Genomic DNA, 18098 nt, shown 5'->3' with positions numbered 1-18098 from the left:
CGACATCCGTCGACCAGCGGGGGCCCGCCGGCCCTCACCAATTCGACGGAGATTTTCGGTTCTGAACCGATTCATCCGCGCTCCCACGTGTCCGAAACTTAAGAACCTCCGTCGAATCAGTTCAGTGGCCGCGACCCGAGACGCGGTCGGCGATCGTCGCGAGCGGCGACGTCGTCGTGCGGCGGCCGCCGTGCTCGGCGCGGTCGGCGATCCCATACGCCCGGTACAGGCCGGTCACCGCGAGCCAGCGCAGCGGTTCGGGCTCCCAGTTGCGCACCCGGTGGTTGACCCAGGGCAGCTCGCTGAGCCCGCCAGCCGAAGCGGCAGCCGAAACCCTGCTCGCATCCGTACCCCCGGCGACGCGCGCAAGGATCAGCTCGGTCAGGGTGCGGCCGGCCAGGTTCGTAGTCGCGACCCCGGTTCCGACGTAGCCGCCCGCCCAGGCGAGCCCCGTCGCCGGGTCGAGGCCGACCGTCGCGGCCCAGTCCCGCGGGACCCCGAGCACCCCGGACCAGGCGTGGTCGATCGTCACCCCCGTCGTCGCGGGGAAGAACCGGTTCAGGATGCCGCGCAACGCGTCGACCGTGCCGGCCGGGGTGTGCCCGTCGGAGTCGGTCTTCGACCCGAAGCGGTAGGGCACCCCGCGGCCGCCGATCGCGATCCGGTCGTCGGCGGTGCGCTGCGCGTACATGTAGGCGTGCGCCATGTCGCCGAGGGTCTCGCGGCCGTCCCAGCCGATGCTCTCCCAGACCGCGGGCGCGAGCGGCGCCGTGGCGATCAGTGACGAGTTCATCGGCAGCCAGGCCCGGTGCAGGCCGCGCAGGCCCGCGGTGAAGCCCTCGGTCGCCCGTACGACGACGTCCGCGGCGACGATCCCGCGCCCCGTGACCGCGCGGTGCGGGGTGATCTCCGTCACCGTGGTGTCCTCGTAGATCTCGACGCCGAGCGCCTCGACGACCCGGGCGAGTCCGGCGGCGAGTTTCGCCGGGTGAATCCGCGCGCAATGCGGGTGCCACATCGCTCCCGTGGCTCCGACGACGTTCACGCGGGCGGATGCCTCCGCGGCGGAGAGGAGTTCGACATCCGTTTCCGCCCACTCCCGTTCGGACCGGGCGCTCGCCTCGAGTCGCCGCTGCTGGGGCACGTCGCACGCGACCGTGAACTCGCCGCCCTTGACGATGTCGGCGTCGATGCCCTCGGCGGCGGCGACCCGGATCACCTCGTCGACGGTGTCGTTCATCGCGACCTGGAAGCGGGCCGCCGCGTCACGCCCGTGCGACCGAACGTACTGCTCGCGGCCACCGGTGATCGAGTTCGTCAGCCAGCCGCCGTTCCGCCCGGAGGCGCCGTAGCCGGCAAAACGCTGCTCAAGGATCACGATGCGCAGGCCGGGCGCGGCCTTCTTCAGGTAGTAGGCGGTCCAGAGGCCGGTATAGCCGGCGCCGACGATGCAGACATCCGCCCGTGTCGGCCCGGGCAGCGGCGGACGCTGGGCCGGGCGGCCGAGCTGGTTCCACCAGAACGAGACCTCGCCGTTGATCATGCCGGGTCGGCCGCGGAAGCGGGCCGCACCAGCCGGTCTTCCATCCCCCAGGGCTCACCGTACCCACCGGATGCCTCGCTCGCGCTCATCAGGTCGAGGAACGGTTTCGCGTCGAACGCCTCGGGCCCGAGCACGCCGAGACCGGTCCAGGCGCCGGTCGCGAGCAGTTCGAGGGCGATCACCGGGTTGAGGGCGGTCTGCCAGACCACGCACTGGGCGTCGTACTCGCGCATCGTCCACTCGTTGTCGCTCACGTGGTACAGATACACCTCACGCGGAGCCCCGTCGAGACCGGTGCCTGTGACCCAGACCCCGGCGCAGGTCTTCCCGGTCATCCGCGGGCCGATCGTGGCCGGGTCCGGCAGGCTCGCCGCGACGACGTCGCGGGGCGCGACCCAGACGGGCCCGGACTCGCTGCGCACCCGCACCGGCGTCACACTGTCGAGGCCGAGACGATGCAGGGTCTGGAGCACGCCGATGAACTCCTCGCCGAGCCCGTACTTGAAGGTGACCCGCTTCGCGTCGAGCCAGCGCGGCATCAGCAGTACCTCTTCGTGCTCGACGTTGACGCACTCGACCGGGCCGATCCCCTCGGGGAAGTCGAAGATCTCCGGTTCGCTGAACGGCTCGGTCGTGAACCAGCCGCGGTCCTTCTCGAAGATGACCGGCGGGTTCAGGCACTCCTCGATCGTCGTCCAGATGCTGAACGAGGGCGCGAAGATCTCGGCGCCGGATTCGTCGCGCACCACGAGGTTCGCGCCGTCGCGGGTGCCGAGCTCGTCGATCTCACTGAACAGGTGGTCGGCGGCGTACCGGGCGAACACGTCCGACAGCCCCGGCTCGACTCCCATCCCGACGAGGGCGAGCCGCCCGGCGGTCTCCCAGTCGGCGGCGAGCGCGAACTGGTCGTCGCCGAGCTTGACGCCGGTCTCGTGGTACGGGTCGGTCGGGTGCGGTTCGGAGAGGCTCGCGGCCATGTCGAGGTAGTTGCAGCCGGCGGCGAGCGCCCCGGCGAACACGCTCGGCACGAACTTCGGCTCGACCGCGTTCATCACATGGGTCGCGCCGTGCTCCCTGGCGACGGATGCGACCCGGTCCGGATCCCCCGCATCGATCTGGGCGGCCGTGAACCGGGCCGCGCTCTCGTCACCGTACTTGGCGGCGACGGCGGCGATCGTCCGTTCTGCACGTCCGAGGTCGTAGTCGCTCACGATCACCCGTTCGAAGAACGACCGGCGAGCGATGATCTTCGCGAACGCGTCTCCGACGCCGCCCGCCCCGACAAGGAGGATTCTCATTCGACGACGGTACCGCGCGCATCCGCCGTTGTCTGCCCCGCATCCGAACCAATTCGACGGAAATTGTGCTCAGAACAGACCGGAACAGCCGTCCCAACGGCACACGCCTCGGCACAACCGTCGAATCGGTCAGGGCGCGGGGGCCGCAACGGGCGGATGCCGGTGGGCGAGCCGGCGCTCACCGTCGAGTTTCGCGGCGACGGGCGCCCAGAGCAGCACGGCGACTCCGATGCCGAGCAGCAGGCCGCCGATGGTGTCGGTGAGCCAGTGCGCGCCGAGGTAGGTGCGGCTGACCATCATTACGACGACCCAGATCGTGCCGGTCACCCAGACCCACACCTTCGGGAAGATCAGGGCGAGGCAGACGACCATCGTCGCCGCGTTCGCTACATGCCCAGAAGGGAATGAGCCGAAATCGCTCGTGACCAGCATGTCCTGTGGGCGGGCGCGGCCGAACAGGTTCTTGAGGAGTTGCACGAGTCCCGAACTGACCAGCGTTGCCACCAGGAAGTAGCCCGCCGCCCAGGGACGTTTCAGTAGGAGCAGTCCCACCAGGATCAGGACCGGGATGATCACGACCCCAGCGATTCCCGCACCGAGGAAGTTCATCACAAGCGAGGCGTACTCCCAGATCGGCGCCCGGTGCTCGATGATCTCGCCCATCCACTCGGTGTCGATGCCGAGCGGGTTCCCGTTGTCGCGAAAGACGATCAGGGCGCCGAGGCCCGCGGCGAGGAGCACAGCGACCAGACCGCTGAGGAGAGGCCAGCGCCGGGCGATGCGGCGGGCAGCCGGGGCAGCCGCGGTTTCCGGGGCGACGGCGGGCGCGCGGTCTGGCTCGGCTGCACTGTCTGGCTCGAGTGCAGGGTCTGGCTCGGGTATGCGGGCGCTGTCATCGTCCATCAGGCCATGTTAGGCGGATGATCCTGTGCCCTCGCCGTAACGGTTGCCACTACGGACACGTGTTCCCGGTGCGCCGGCCACTCTTGTCCGTATCGGCAACCGTTCGGCAACCGGCGCGCGGGGAACGGCGGCCGGCGGGCGCGGGGAAGGGCGCGCGCGCTCAGTGGGTGAGGCGCGGCACCGTGCGCGGCCGAAGCACGAACCACAGGGAGCACACCGAGGCGAGCGCGGTCCCGAGCATGACCGCGGCCATCGGCACCGCTGTCGAGACCCCGAGCATTCCGACGACGGGCGAGACGAGGCCCGCGAGCCCGTAGTTTCCGGCCCCGAGGAGGGACGCCGCCGTGCCGGCCTCGTGCGGATGCGCGTTGAGCGCGATCACCTGCACGGAGGGGAAGGTGAAGCCGCATGCGGCGATGAAGAACCAGAGCGGAACGATCACGCCCCAGAGCCCGGCGTCGACGAGGCCGAGCACGAGCATCAGGGTCGCGAACACGGCGAGCGCGGCGGTCGAGCAGGCCAGGATCCACTGCGGGGCGACGTTGTGGCGGTGCATCAGCCGGGAGCTGGTCTGCACCCCGACGACGATGCCGAGGGAGTTGACCGCGAACAGCGCGCCGTACTGCTGCGGCGTGAATGCGTAGACCTGCTGGAAGAGGAACGACGACGCCGACAGGTAGGAGAACAGCCCGGTGAAGGTCATCGCCCCGACGACCGCGACGCCGACGAAGGTGCGGTCGCCGAGCACAGCCCGGTACCGCTGACCGAGGGTGCTGTGCCCCGCGTGGTGGCGCTCGTGCACCGGCCGCGTCTCGACGATCCAGATGGCGACCGCGGCGATCACGACCGCGCCATACCCGGCGAGGACGATGAAGATGCCGCGCCAGTTCATCACGAGCAGCAGCTGCGAGCCGAGAACGGGCGCGACCACCGGCGCGAGCCCGCTGATCAGGGCCAGTCGGGACAGCATCCGCACGAGCGGCTTGCCGCCGAACAGGTCCCGCACCATGGCGAGGGCGACGACGACGCCCGCCGCGGCACCGAAGCCCATCAGCACCCGGAAGACACCGAGCCAGACGATGTCGGGCGAGAGCGCGGCACCGATGCTGCTGACAATGTGGAAGCCGGCCGCGAGCATGAGCGGCAGGCGCCGGCCGACCGTGTCGCTCCACGGCCCGACGATGAGCTGGCCGAGCCCGAACCCGACCATGGTGCCGGTCAGAGTCAGCTGGATGGCGGCCGCCGAGACTCCGAGCTCACTCTGCAGGGTCGGGAACGCGGGGAGGTAGAGGTCGATCGTGAACGGGCCGAGTGCCGTGAGCGCCCCGAGAATGAGCACGTAGACGAGCCGTTGCCCGCGGGACAGCGCATCACCCGGGTGCCTCCCGGTCGCCCGCAGGTCTGCCGCGGTGATCACGGTCAGGGATTCGGTGGTCACGGCGGGTGCTCCTCTGGTTGCTTTCCCGCGAGTCAGGATGCCGCAGGCCGGGTCCGGCTGCGTCGAAAGTCCCCAGGGTGCCAGGTCGCACCTGCGTCAAGCCTACGTCTCGCCCGCACCGGGTCGGCCCGACCGACCCCAGCGGCTCAGGCCGCGTCGAGCGTCCCGAGCGACCGTGGCCGCACGAGGGTCCACAGCACGACGATCGAGACGACGGCCGTCACGCCCATCACCGCCGACATCGGCACGGCGGTGCCCACGCCGAGCAGCCCGACGATCGGGGAGATCAGGCCGGCGACTCCGAAGTTGGCCGCTCCGAGCAGGGATGCGGCGGTTCCTGCCTCGTGCCCGTGGGCGTTCAGCGCGATGACCTGCACGGAGGGGAACGTGAACCCGCAGGCGGCGATGAAGACCCAGAGCGGGACGAGGGTGCCCCAGAGGCCGGCGCCCGCCCGGTCGAGCACGAGGATCGCCGTCGCCGCGGTGAGCAGCACGAGCGTCGACACCGCGATGATCCACTGCGGGGCGACGTTGAAGCGGTGCATCAGCGCCGAGGACAGCTGCACGCCCGCGACGATGCCGAGCGAGTTCACCGCGAACAGCACGCCGTACTGCTGCGGGCTGAAGGAATACACCTGCTGGAACAGAAAGGGCGACGCCGAGAGGTAGGAGAACAGCCCGGTGAAGGTCATCGCGCCGATGATCGCGACCCCGACGAAGGTGCGGTCGCCGAGCACGGCCTTGTAGCGCTGGGCGAGCGTGCTGTGCCCGGAGGCGTGGCGGTCCCGCGCGGGCAGGGTCTCGACGATCAGGAACGCGACCGCGACGACGACGACGATCCCGTAGCCGGCGAGCACCCAGAAGATGCCGCGCCAGCTCATCACGAGGAGGAGCTGCGACCCGATCACCGGGGCGAGCACGGGGGCGAGCCCACTGACCAGGGCGAGCCGGGACAGCATCCGCACGAGCGGCTTGCCGCCGAAGAGGTCGCGCACCATCGCGAGGGCGACGACCGCTCCCGCCGCCGCACCGAAGCCCATCAACACCCGGAAGACGCCGAGCCAGACGATGTCCTGGGACAGCGCGGCGCCGACGCTCGCGAGGATATGGAAGCCGGTCGCGAGGAGCAAGGGCAGGCGGCGTCCGACCCGGTCGCTCCACGGCCCGACGACGAGCTGGCCGAAGCCGAAGCCGATCATGGTTCCGGTCAGGGTGAGCTGGATGGCCGCGGCGGAGACGCCGAGTTCGCTCTCGAGGGTGGGGAACGCGGGCAGGTAGAGGTCGATGGTGAACGGGCCGAGTGCGGTGAGGGCTCCGAGCACGAGCACATAGACCAGGCGCTGCGGCCGGGTCAGGGCATCTCCCGGATGCCGGACGACGGAAATGGGGGCGGTGGCGGTGCTCACGGCGTACGAGTCCTCACTCTGTGTACTGGGGGCTGATGCTGGGGGCTGATGCTGGGGGCTGATGCTGGGGGCTGATGCGGATGCTGGGCGCAGCCGGGCCGTCACCGCGCCCGTCGCGTGCCCGGGTGCACACGACGAAAGACACTCCGACCCACTGGTGCCAAGGCCGGCGCCCTGCCGGCTATTCCCGCAGGCCCGAGATCGGCCGGGCGACACGCCGAACGGATCAGTCGGAGGTGCCGAACCCGTTCGGGTCGGCGAGGATCCCCTCGAAGGCGAGCTCGGCAGCCCCGATCATCAGCAGGTTCGATCCGAGTTCCGCCGCGCTGATCCGCACGCTGCCGAAGGAGGAGGGCAGCGACCAGGCGCCGACGGCGGCGCGGAGGCGTTCGGGGTCCGCGTTGAAGAGCGCACCGAGGAAGCCGCCGAGCACGACGAGCTGCGGGTTGAGGATGTTGATCGCTCCGCCGAGCGCGACGGCGAGGAAATCGAGCTGGCGGTGCACCTCGGCCTGGACCTCGGCGGACTCCGTCGCGAGCAAGGCGCGTTCGAGTTCGTCGGCGTCCGCGCCGGAGCCGGAGAGCCCGAGCACCGCGAGCAGTTCTTCCCGGCTCACCTCGGCCTCGAGCGTGCCGGCGATCCCCGCGGAGTCGACGCGGTCGCTTCCGCTCACGCGGGTGTGGCCGAATTCGCCCGCGTAGCCGGCGACGCCGCCGACGGGCAGTCCGCCGACAATCATGCCGCCCCCGATGCCGCTCGCCCCGCCGTTCAGGTAGATCAGGTCGGTGATGCCCCTGCCCGCACCGAAGTAGCGTTCGGCGAGGGCACCGAGGCTCGCGTCGTTCGCGGCCACGACGGGGAAACCGGTGGCCTGCTCGAGCATCTCGGTGAGCGGTTCGTCGACCCAGCCGAGGTGCGGGGCGAGCCGGACGAGCCCGTCGTGGGCGCGCACGAGGCCCGGGACGGCGATGCCGATGCCGACGACGCGGAACCGGGCCTCGAGCTCGCCCCGCATCCCGTCGATGACGGCTGCGGCGATGTTGACGGCCTCTGTCGGGCTCGGGGTGTGCTCGGTCGGGTAGCGGATGCGCCGGTGCACGGTTCCGTCGAGGCCCACGATCCCGATCGTGACCGCATCGATCTCGGGATTCACGGCGAGGGCGACGACCGCCGCGGCCACGTGCACGATGGGACTCGGCCGTCCGACCTGGTTCGTCGAGTCCGGGTCGCGCTCCCCCGCGAGGCCGAGCTGGGCGAGCTCGCCGACGAGGGCGGCGATGGTCGACCGGTTCAGCCCCGTGAGGCGGGTCAGCTGGGCGCGGGAGGTGGGCCCGTTGCGATGGACGAGGCGGAGGATGACCGACAGGTTGTGCCGACGAATGTCGTCGTGGTTGTTGCCCTGCACTTGGTACTCCTCGGTCCGCGCGTGTTGCACAAGGCTACCGCCCGCGCCCGGGGGTCAGCGTCCGCCGCTGCGCCGCTTGTTGAAGATGTCGAAGGCGACCGCGAGCAGGAGGACGAGGCCCTTGATGGCCATCTGCCACGCGGCATCCACCGAGAGGATCGACAGTCCCATGTTCAGGACGCCCATCACGAGGCCACCGACGATCGCGCCGACGACGGTTCCGACGCCGCCCTGCACCGCCGCGCCACCGATGAAGACCGCGGCGATGGCGTCCAGTTCGTAGTTCTGGCCCGCCGATGCCACGGCGCCGCCTGCGCGTGCCGTGCTGTCCACTCCGGCGAGCCCCGCGAGCACCCCCATGTTGACGAAGACGTAGAAGTTGACCCACTTGGTCTTCACGCCGCTCATCATGGCGGCGAAGAGGTTGCCGCCGATCGCGTAGACGTGACGGCCGAAGACGGTCTGGTTCAACAGGAACGTGTAGCCGAGGATCAGGACGGCGAGGACGATCAGGATGATCGGGGTGCCGCGGTAGCCGGAGAGGAGCCAGGACAGCCACATGATCGCGATGACGGCGATGCCGGACTTGACGGCCATCTGCACGATGGACTCCATGGGCAGCTCGAGGCGGCGCAGGGTCGCACGGGTGCGCAACTGCTGCGCGACGAGGGCGATGCACGTGACGGCGCCGAGGGCGAGAGTCAGGGTGTCCCGTCCGCCGAGTTCACCCAGGATTCCCGGGAGCCAGCCGGCGCCGATCGCCGTGAAGGAGTCCGGCAGCCCGCTGATCGTGCCTCCGGTCAGCAGCACGAGGGTGAGACCGCGGAAGATCAGCATGCCGGCGAGGGTCACGATGAAGGCGGGGATGCCGACGAAGGCGATCCAGAAGCCCTGCCAGGCGCCCACGACCGCACCCACGACGAGGGCGAGCAGCACGGCCGCCCACCAGGGGAAGCCCCATTGGTTCGTCGCGATGGCCGAAACCGCGCCGACCATGGCGACGACCGAGCCGACCGAGAGGTCGATGTGGCCGGCGATGATGACGACGACCATGCCGATCGCGAGGATCAGCACGTAGGCGTTCTGCTGGATCAGGTTGTTCACGTTGCCTGGCAGCAGCAGCCGGCCCTTCGTGAGCACTTCGAACAGAACGATGATGACGACGAGCGCGGCGAGGATGCCGTACTGGCGGAAATTGATGGCCAGCCGGGGCTTGCGCTTGGCTGGGGTGGTGGTGGTCATTGCGGTCTAGTCCTTTCCCGCAGTCATAAGGTGCATGAGGCTTTCCTGGGTGGCGTCCTTCGCGGCGACTTCGCCGGTGATGCGACCCTCGGAGATCGCGTAGATGCGATCGGAGATGCCGAGAAGCTCCGGCAGTTCGGATGAGATGACAACGACGGCTTTGCCTGCCGCCGCGAGCTCGTTGATGATGCCGTAGATCTCGTATTTGGCGCCGACGTCGATGCCTCTCGTCGGTTCGTCGAGGAAGAGCACGTCGGGTCCGGTGAAGACCCACTTCGACAGCACCACCTTCTGCTGGTTGCCGCCGGAGAGCTGCCCGGTGATCGAGGAGACGCTCGGCGCCTTGATGTTCATCCGCCTGCGGTATTCGTCCGCGACCTTGTACTCGCGGTGGCGGTCGATCACGCCGAACCTGGCGAGGGTGGCCAGCGCCGCGGCCGAGACGTTCACGGTGATGTCGCCGATCAGGTTGAGCCCGTACTTCTTGCGGTCTTCCGTCGCGTACGCGATTCCGTTGCGAATGGCCTCGTCGACCGTGCGCACCGAGATCTCCTCGCCGTTCTTGAAGACCCGGCCGGTGATGTTCGTGCCGTACGAGCGTCCGAAGATGCTCATGGCGAGTTCGGTGCGGCCGGCGCCCATCAGCCCGGCGAAGCCGACGACCTCGCCCGCGTGCACGGTGAACGAGGCGTTGTCGACGACCTTCCTGGCGGTGTCGACGGGGTGGTACGCGTTCCAGTCCTCGACCCGGAGGATCTCTGCGCCGATCTTCGGCTCCCGGGGCGGGAACATGCTGTTGAGGTCTCGTCCGACCATCGAGCGGATGATGCGGGCCTGGGTCGCGTCCGGACCGTGCATGTCGATCGTCTCGATCGTCTTGCCGTCCCGGATCACGGTGACCGTGTCCGCGATCCGACGGATCTCCTTGAGCTTGTGGGAGATGATGATGCAGGTGATGCCCTGGCCACGGAGGTGCTCGATCAGGTCGAGCAGGTGGTCGGAGTCTTCGTCGTTGAGTGCGGCGGTCGGCTCATCGAGGATGAGGAGCTTGACCCGCTTCGACAGCGCCTTCGCGATCTCCACGAGTTGCTGCTTGCCGACGCCGAGCTCGAGCACCTTCGTGGCCGGGTTCTCATCGAGTCCGACCCGGGCGAGCAGGCTCGCGGCCTCGAGGTTGGTCTTGTTCCAGTCGATGACGCCGCGGGTGGCGTTCTCGTTGCCGAGGAAGATGTTCTCGGCGATCGAGAGGTACGGGCTGAGCGCGAGTTCCTGGTGGATGATGACGATCCCGACCGCTTCGCTGTCGTTGATCGATCGGAACTGGGCCTCTTCCCCCTCGAATTCGATCGTGCCGGTGTAGTTACCGTGCGGGTAGACGCCGCTCAGCACCTTCATCAACGTCGACTTGCCTGCGCCGTTCTCACCGCAGATGCCGTGGACCTTGCCGCGTTCGACCTCGAGGGTGACCGAGTCGAGGGCCTTGACCCCGCTGAACTCTTTCCCGATGTCGATCATCCGAAGAATCGGACCGTTCATGTGTGTCGCTCCTGTCAGCGAATTCGTCGTTCGGGTGCGTACGGACCGCAGTGGTGGCGGAGCCCAGGGCCCCGCCACCACCGCAGTCGGTACGGAATTCGGTTTCTTCGGTACGGCTTAGAGGCCGACGTCCGATGCCTTGATGAACCCGGAATCGATGAGCTTCGTCTGCACGAGGTCCTTCGTGACGACCTCAGGCGCGAGCAGGTAGGACGGGACGACCTTCTTGCCGTTGTCGTACGTCTTGGTGTCGTTGACCTCGACCGTTGTTCCGGCCGCGATCGACTGGATCATCGTGAAGACCTGGGCACCGAGGGTACGGGTGTCCTTCCAGACGGTCATCGACTGCGTGCCCGCGAGGATGGCCTTGACGTTGGCCTTGTCGGCGTCCTGACCCGTGATGAGCGGGTAGTCGGCTCCGGCGACGTAGCCGGCCGACTTCAGGGACGCTTCGATGCCGACAGCGAGGCTGTCGTTCGGGGACAGCACGACGTTGACCTTCGCGCCGTTGCCGTAGAACGAGGAGAGCCGGTTGTCCATCTCGGCCTGGGCCTTGTCAGAAGCCCAACCCTGGATGCCGATCGTGGTCCATGCGTCGTTCGTCTTCGGAGCCTTGCCGCTCGGGACGACCAGCTTGCCACTCTCCACGTAGGGCAGGAGCACGTCCCACGCGCCGGAGAAGAAGAACTTGGCGTTGTTGTCGTCGGGGCTGCCGGCGAAGGGCTCGAGGTTGAACGGACCCTTGCCGTCCTTGAGGCCGAGCTGCTTCTCGATGAACTCGCCCTGGAGCTGGCCGACCTTGTAGTTGTCGAACGTCGCGTAGTAGTCGACGTCGGCGGTCCCGTTGATCAGGCGGTCGTAGGCGATGACCGTGGCCTTCTGCTTCTTCGCATCGGCGAGCGCCGGTGCGAGCACCTTGCCGTCGATCGCTGCGACGACGAGAATCTTGGCCCCGCCGGCGACCTGATTCTGGATCTGGCTGATCTGCTGGTCGGTCTTGTTGTCTGCGTACTGGAGGTCGACGGTGCAGCCGGCTCCTTCGAGCTTGGTCTTGAGGCCTTCGCCGTCGTTGATCCAGCGCTCGAGGCTGCGGGTCGGCATCGAGATGCCGACGTTGCAGTCCGCGATTGCCGCAGTGGTGCTTCCGGTCCCGGATGTGGTGGCCGTTGAACACGCCGCGAGCGAGAGCGCAACGGCCCCCGTAGCGACAATCGTGAACAGCCTCTTGGTTTTCGTCATGATCTGCTTTCTGCTCTGAATGCTGTGATCGCACGAGGAGGCGGCAGGAAAACCACCATTACCCCCTTGTAACGCTGTCATCAACGCTGCGACGCGCGCTTATGTTGATGCACCCAACATATACCAGGATTCCCCCCGTAGTCACCCCCTCTTTCGGGTCGAGGGCGCAGATTTCGCATTTACAACGAGAGAATCGCGCTCCGGAACCGCTTTTGTTGCACCAACCCGCAAAACCGTGCGCGCGCACGGTTTTGCGGGCGCGCCACAGTGCCCTTTCCGGTCGAGAGTGACCGGCGCAACGGGCACTCTCGACCGGAAAGGTATCGGGACCTGGCGGAGGGGATCAGGCGGCGGGGATGATCCCCGTGGCGACGAGCTTCGCGTACCAGAGGGCGCTGTCCTTGGGGGTGCGCACCTCGGTGTCGTAGTCCACGTAGACGATGCCGAATCGCTTCGAGTAGCCGTATGCCCACTCGAAGTTGTCCATGAACGACCAGACCTGGTACCCGCGCAGGTCGACGCCGCGCGCGAGGGCACGGTGAGCGGCGGTGAAGTGCCGCTGCAGGTAGTCGGTCCGCAGCGGGTCGTGCACGGCGGCACCGTCGGCCTCCTGCACGAGGGTGTCCGGGAAGGCGGCGCCGTTCTCCGTGATCATGAGCGGCTGGTCCGGGTATTCCTCGCTGAGCGACACGAGCAGTTCCTCGAGGCCCGCCGGCTCGATGTTCCAGCCCATATCGGTGTACGGGCCGGCCTGCTGCACGAACTCGACCCGGTCGGCGCCCGGCCAGGGCGTGCCAGCGGCGTCCTTGTGTCCGTCGGCGCTCTGCCGCGGGTTCTCGCCGTCCCAGAGCCGCACGAGGTTGGTCGAGTAGTAGTTCACGCCGAGCACGTCGATCGGCTGGCGGATGATCTCGGTGTCACCAGGCCGCACGAAGGACCAGTCGGTGATGCCGGCGGTGTCCGCGAGGACATCCGCCGGGTATGCGCCCGTCAGGAGCGGGCCGAGGAAGACCCGGTTGCCGAGGCCGTCGATCTGCCGAACGGCCTCGGCTCCCCCGGGGCCCTCGCCGCGCACGACGTGCAGGTTGAGGGTGATCGAGAAGTCCGGGTCGTTCGTGACGACCTTCCTGAGCTCCGTGATCGCGAGCCCGTGGGCGAGGTTGAGGTGGTGCACCGCGGTCAGCGCCTCCGCCCCATCGGTGTGTCCGGGCGCGTGCGCCCCGGAGCCGTAGCCGAGGTAGGCGGAGCACCACGGCTCGTTGAGCGTCGTCCAGGTGTCGATCCGGTCGCCGAGCGCCGAGCCCATGATCCGCGCGTACTCCGCAAACGCATACGCGGTCTCCCGGTTGGTCCAGCCACCCTCGTCCTCCAGCGCCTGCGGCAGGTCCCAGTGGTAGAGCGTCGCGATCGGGCGGATGCCGCGGGCGAGCAGCCCGTCGACGAGCCGCTCGTAGAACGCGAGGCCCTTCTCGTTGACCGGCCCGCGCCCGGTGGGCTGGATCCGGGACCACGAGATCGAGAACCGGTACGCGTGCAGGCCGAGCCGCTGCATCAGGTCGAGGTCTTCCTCGAGGTGGTGGTAGTGGTCGCTCGCCTTGTCTCCGGTGTCGCCGTTCAGGATGGCGCCGGGCGTGTGGCTGAAGGTGTCCCAGATCGACGGGCCCCGGCCGTCCTCGGCGACGGCCCCCTCGATCTGGTACGCGGCCGTCGCCGATCCGAAGATGAACCCGTCGGGGAATTTCAGCCCAGAGTCGCGGTAGTCCGGGTTGCCCTGGCGGGAATCGGTCATGAGAGGGTGGCCTTTCGGTCTGCGGATGCTGAGGTGTCGCCTCCCGCGCGTCGGGCGCGGAACGCGGCGTCCGAGTCACTCTGCACCGTGACCCCGTTGCCGTCTTCCACAATCGTAAAGGTCACGACGGAATCGCCGAGCGGATCCGTGACCAGCACGGTCCTGGTGGCGTCGCCGCCGGGGTAGACGGTGATCAGGGCGTCCTCGGTGTAGTCGTAGTCCGGCCGGTCGTCCCTCGCGCCCGTCACGAGCACGGCACCCTCCCGCACCCACAACGGGATGCTGTCGAACGCATGAGTCTCGCGGCGCCAGACCGGCCCGGTCGCGGTCTCGCCGGTCAGGTAGTTCGTCCAGGTTCCGGCCGGCAGGTAGTACGACACGTCGCCGGCCTCGCTGAACACCGGAGCGACGAGCAGGTCGTGGCCGAGCAGGTACTGGCGGTCGAGGTAGTCGACGGCGGGGTCGCCGGCGAACTCGAGCTGCATCGGGCGCATGAAGGGGATTCCGGTGCGGTGCGCCTCGAGGCCCACCTCGTAGAGGTAAGGCATCAGCGAGAGCTTGAGCTTCGTGAAGCGACGGGTGACGTCGACGGCGCTCTGGCCCGGTTCCTCGGTGCCGTCGTCGAAGAGCCACGGCACCCGGTAGCTCGTGGAACCGTGCAGCCGGGAGTGGCTCGACATCAGGCCGAAGGCGAGCCAGCGCTTGAGCACGGCCGCGTTCGGCATGCCTTCAAAGCCGCCGATGTCGTGGCTCCAGAACCCGAAGCCGGAGAGGGCGAGCGAGAGCCCGCCGCGCAGGGTCTCCGCCATCGACTCGTAGCTCGAGGAGTTGTCCCCGCCCCAGTGCACCGGCTGCTTCTGGCCGCCGACGGTCGCGGAGCGCGCGAACAGCACCGCGTCGCCGACGCCGTGGTGTTCCTGGAGCACCTCGAACACGGCGGCGTTGTAGAGCTGGGTGTACCAGTTGTGCATCCGCTCAGGGCTGGAGCCGTCGTGCCAGACCACGTCGAGCGGGATCCGCTCGCCGAAGTCGGTCTTGATGGCGTCGACACCCTGGTCGAGCAGGTGCCGCAGCTTGCCCTGGAACCAGGTGACGGCATCCGGGTTGGTGAAGTCGACGAGACCCATGCCGGCCTGCCAGAAGTCCCACTGCCAGACGGAGCCGTCGGCCCGCTTGACGAGGTAGCCGGCCGCCTGGGCCTCGGCGAAGATCGGCGCGCGCTGGGCGATGTACGGGTTGATCCAGGCGCTCACGTGCAGGTTCTTGCCGTGCAGGCGGGCGAGCATGCCCTCGGGGTCCGGGAACACCCGGGGGTCCCACTCGAAGTCGGTCCAGTTGAATTCGCGCATCCAGAAGCAGTCGAAGTGGAAGACCGAGAGCGGCAGGTCGCGTTCGGCCATGCCGTCGATGAACGAGTTGACCGTCGCCTCGTCGTACTGGGTGGTGAAGGAGGTCGACAGCCAGAGGCCGTACGACCAGGCAGGTACCTGGGCCGGGCGCCCGGTCAGTTCGGTGTAGCGGCCGAGGATCTCCTTGGGTGTGGGCCCGTAGATCACGAAGTACTCGAGGTACTCTCCGGCGACGGAGAACTGCACCTGCTCGACCGACTCGGTGCCGACCTCGAAGGAGACGTGCTCCGCGTGGTTGACGAGCACGCCGTAGCCCCGGTTGGTGAGGTAGAACGGGATGTTCTTGTAGGACTGCTCGCTCGACGTGCCGCCGTCGGCGTTCCAGATGTCGATGGTCTGGCCGTTCTTCACGAGCGGGCCGAAGCGTTCGCCGAGACCGTAGACGAGTTCGCCGACGCCGAGCCCGAGCCGGGCGTGCACGTACGCGGATGCGGGGGCGAGCCCGGTCTCCGTGACGCCGGAGACCCCGGTGGGTTCCGCCGCGATCGGGGCACCGTCGGCGAGCTGCAGGTAGCCGATCGATTTCGGTCCGCTCTCGGTCAGGGCGCGTCCGTCGGCCTCGAAGCGGAGGCTCCAGGGGCTCCCCCGGTCGATGCGCGCGGTCAGGGGGCCGCTCGTGACGCTTCCCCCGTCCGCGTCGACAGACACGACGCCGCTGCCGGTGACGGCGCCGTCGAGTTCGAAGCCGGGTTCCGTCGACCCGCCGGTGTCCTTGGCCACCCGCACCCGGATCACGCCGGGCAGCGGGGAGGACAGCGTCACTGAGAGCAGGGCCCGGTTGAGCACGTCGCCGCGGTGGGCGATGACCTTGGTGGGGGCGTCGATCCGCAAGGCGTCGCCGTCGCCCGTCGCCGCCGGCACGACCTCGAGGTCGTACGCCTCCTGCGCATAGAGCGGCGTGACGCCGGGACGCACGTGCCAGAATCCATCGGTGAACTTCATTACTTGACTGCTCCTGCGGTAATGCCACGCGTCAGCGTGCGCTGGAAGATGAGGAAGAAGATGAGCGTCGGCAGCAGGCCGAGCAGTGCCGATGCGCTCGTGGTCGTGACGTCCATCAGGCGGTCGCCCTGCAGCACGCTGATCGCAACCGGGACCGTCTGGTTCGCGTTGCTGACCAGGAACGTCAACGGGATCAGGAATTCGTTCCAGGTCCAGATGAAGAAGAAGATCAGGAGCACCGCGAGGGTCGACCGGCTGATCGGGAAGACGACGCGCCAGAGGATCTGCCAGCGGCTTGCACCGTCGAGCGAGGCCGCCTCGAGCATCTCCTTCGGGAACGTCCCGTAGACGCTCGACAGCAGGTAGGTGCCGAAGGCGCTCTGGATGACCGTGAAGATGATGATGACGGCCCAGATGTTGTCGTACAGGCCGACCTGCTTGAACATGAAGTAGAGCGGGTAGAGCAGGGCCTCCTGCGGCACCATGTTGGCGAGCAGGATCAGCACGACGATCCAGGTGCGGCCGCGGATGCGGCCGATCCCGATCGCGTAGGCGTTGAACATCGACAGCAGCACGGCGGCCACGGCGACGACGCTCGAGATGACGACGCTGTTCCAGAGCTTTTCGGGGAAGTTGACCCTGGTCCAGAAGTTGATGATTCCGTCGAAGTAGAGGTTGCTCGGCAGGGCGAGGGGGCCGGAGCTGTTGTAGTCGGCCGGCGACTTGAAGGAGTTGATCACGATCATCACGAACGGGATCGCGATGAACAGGCCGATGATGATGGCGACGAACAGGATCACCCAGTCGCCGGTGGTCTTGCGAGTGTGCACCTTGGGCAGCTTGAGCGGCTTGGGCTCCGTTGCGCCGGAATCGCGGCGGGGACGGATCTTCTCGGTCAGGGTGGTCATGGCTAGCGCTCCTCGTCCTGGCGCTCGAGCCGGGTCTGGAAAGTGATGAAGATGATCGCGACGACGGCGACCACGACGGTGAGGGCCGTGGCGATCGTTGCGCCATAGCCGACCTGCTGGTTCTGGAAGAACTCGCTGTATGAGTAGTAGCTCGGCACCATGGTCGATGTGCCCGGCCCGCCGCGGGTGAGGGCGTAGATCGGGCCGAACACCTTGAGGGCCGCGATCGTGCAGGTCAGGGTCACGACGAAGATCTCCGGGCGGATGATGCCGACGGTGATCGCGCGGAACCGCTGGAACCAGTTGGCGCCGTCGAGCTCAGCGGCCTCGTAGAGCTCGGGGTCGACGCGCTGGAGGGCGGCCATGAAGATCACGATCGGGTAGCCGAGTTGGACCCAGATCATGATGACCATGATGCAGGCCATCGCGGTGTCCGGGCTGCCGAGCCAGTTGTGCTCGAGACCGCCGAGCCCGATGGCGCCGAGCACCTGGTTGAGAGCGCCGTTCTCCGGGCGGAGGATCCAGCCGATCACGATCGCCGCGATCACGGTCGGCAGGATCTGCGGGAGGTAGTAGGTGGCGCGGAGGAAGCTCGCGACCTTGCCGCCGAACTTCTTGCCGACGAGGTCGAAGAGCATCGCGGCGAGCACGAGACCCAGCAGGGTCGGGACCACGACCATGGCCACGATCATGGCGACCGAGTTGCCGAACGAGGTCCAGAACACGTCGTCGCCGAAGAGCTTGGTCCAGTTGTCGAGGCCGATCCAGACCGGCGGCTTGATGCCGCGGTACTTGGTGAAGGTCAGGAAGAAGTTCCAGCCGAGCGGAACCAGGACGATGATGGTGAGCAGGAGCAGGCCCGGCACCAGGTAGAGCCAGAAACCCTTGCCGCTCGCACCGGGGATGAGGCTCTGCACGGGTGCGCGGCGAACACGCTTGCCCGCGGGTCTGCCCGGCCGGGGCGGGTGCGATTCGGTTGTCTCAGTGGCCAGCGGGGCTGTCGTAACCATCGCCTTGCCTTTCTTCAGTTCAGGGGTCTG

Annotated in this window: 13 protein-coding genes; all 13 read right to left on the bottom strand. The window is 68.1% G+C overall.

Going from position 1 to position 18098, the window contains the following annotated elements:
• Window positions 1-121 precede the first annotated feature (121 nt).
• A complete protein-coding gene (locus MQH31_RS01120; protein ID WP_243010621.1) occupies window positions 122-1543 on the bottom strand; it encodes an NAD(P)/FAD-dependent oxidoreductase in 1422 nt (473 codons plus the stop codon).
• The gene (locus tag MQH31_RS01115; RefSeq protein ID WP_243010620.1) at window positions 1540-2841 is read right to left on the bottom strand and encodes a saccharopine dehydrogenase family protein; all 1302 of its coding nucleotides are present in this window, start codon (window positions 2839-2841) and stop codon (window positions 1540-1542) included. Before MQH31_RS01115 ends, MQH31_RS01120 begins: the two co-directional genes overlap by 4 nt.
• 129 nt (window positions 2842-2970) lie before the next feature.
• Window positions 2971-3744: a phosphatase PAP2 family protein gene (locus tag MQH31_RS01110; RefSeq protein WP_243010619.1), complete on the bottom strand. Its 774-nt coding sequence runs from the start codon at window positions 3742-3744 to the stop codon at window positions 2971-2973.
• 160 nt (window positions 3745-3904) lie between these two features.
• Window positions 3905-5182 (bottom strand): multidrug effflux MFS transporter, encoded by a 1278-nt coding sequence (locus MQH31_RS01105; RefSeq protein WP_243010618.1) that lies wholly within the window; start codon window positions 5180-5182, stop codon window positions 3905-3907.
• Between the two features lie 146 nt (window positions 5183-5328).
• Window positions 5329-6588, bottom strand: coding sequence for a multidrug effflux MFS transporter (locus MQH31_RS01100; RefSeq protein ID WP_243010617.1), 1260 nt, complete (start codon window positions 6586-6588; stop codon window positions 5329-5331).
• A 226-nt stretch (window positions 6589-6814) separates the two neighbouring features.
• Window positions 6815-7993 (bottom strand): ROK family transcriptional regulator, encoded by a 1179-nt coding sequence (locus MQH31_RS01095; RefSeq protein WP_134534268.1) that lies wholly within the window; start codon window positions 7991-7993, stop codon window positions 6815-6817.
• A gap of 54 nt (window positions 7994-8047) precedes the next feature.
• Window positions 8048-9235, bottom strand: coding sequence for a multiple monosaccharide ABC transporter permease (gene mmsB, locus MQH31_RS01090; protein WP_134534270.1), 1188 nt, complete (start codon window positions 9233-9235; stop codon window positions 8048-8050).
• A gap of 6 nt (window positions 9236-9241) precedes the next feature.
• Window positions 9242-10771, bottom strand: a complete 1530-nt coding sequence (mmsA, locus tag MQH31_RS01085) for a multiple monosaccharide ABC transporter ATP-binding protein (RefSeq protein ID WP_134534272.1) — start codon at window positions 10769-10771, stop codon at window positions 9242-9244.
• 117 nt (window positions 10772-10888) lie between these two features.
• Window positions 10889-12010, bottom strand: coding sequence for a multiple monosaccharide ABC transporter substrate-binding protein (chvE, locus tag MQH31_RS01080; protein WP_134534274.1), 1122 nt, complete (start codon window positions 12008-12010; stop codon window positions 10889-10891).
• Between the two features lie 343 nt (window positions 12011-12353).
• Complete coding sequence (locus tag MQH31_RS01075) at window positions 12354-13799, bottom strand: GH1 family beta-glucosidase (protein WP_243010616.1); 1446 nt, start codon at window positions 13797-13799, stop codon at window positions 12354-12356.
• Window positions 13796-16150 (bottom strand): alpha-xylosidase, encoded by a 2355-nt coding sequence (yicI, locus tag MQH31_RS01070; RefSeq protein WP_243010615.1) that lies wholly within the window; start codon window positions 16148-16150, stop codon window positions 13796-13798. The genes MQH31_RS01075 and yicI overlap by 4 nt, the downstream gene beginning before the upstream one ends.
• On the bottom strand, window positions 16150-17058 hold the full coding sequence (locus tag MQH31_RS01065) for a carbohydrate ABC transporter permease (protein WP_243010614.1): 909 nt from the start codon (window positions 17056-17058) through the stop codon (window positions 16150-16152). The genes yicI and MQH31_RS01065 overlap by 1 nt, the downstream gene beginning before the upstream one ends.
• Window positions 17059-17060: 2 nt before the next feature.
• Window positions 17061-18068: a carbohydrate ABC transporter permease gene (locus MQH31_RS01060; protein WP_134534281.1), complete on the bottom strand. Its 1008-nt coding sequence runs from the start codon at window positions 18066-18068 to the stop codon at window positions 17061-17063.
• Window positions 18069-18098 lie beyond the last annotated feature (30 nt).

Origin of the sequence: Cryobacterium zhongshanensis (assembly GCF_022760445.1) — a bacterium.
Taxonomy (GTDB): Bacteria; Actinomycetota; Actinomycetes; order Actinomycetales; family Microbacteriaceae; genus Cryobacterium; species Cryobacterium algoricola.
Note: the sequence above shows the minus strand (reverse complement) of the source record. Positions and strands in the feature narration are given on the sequence as shown.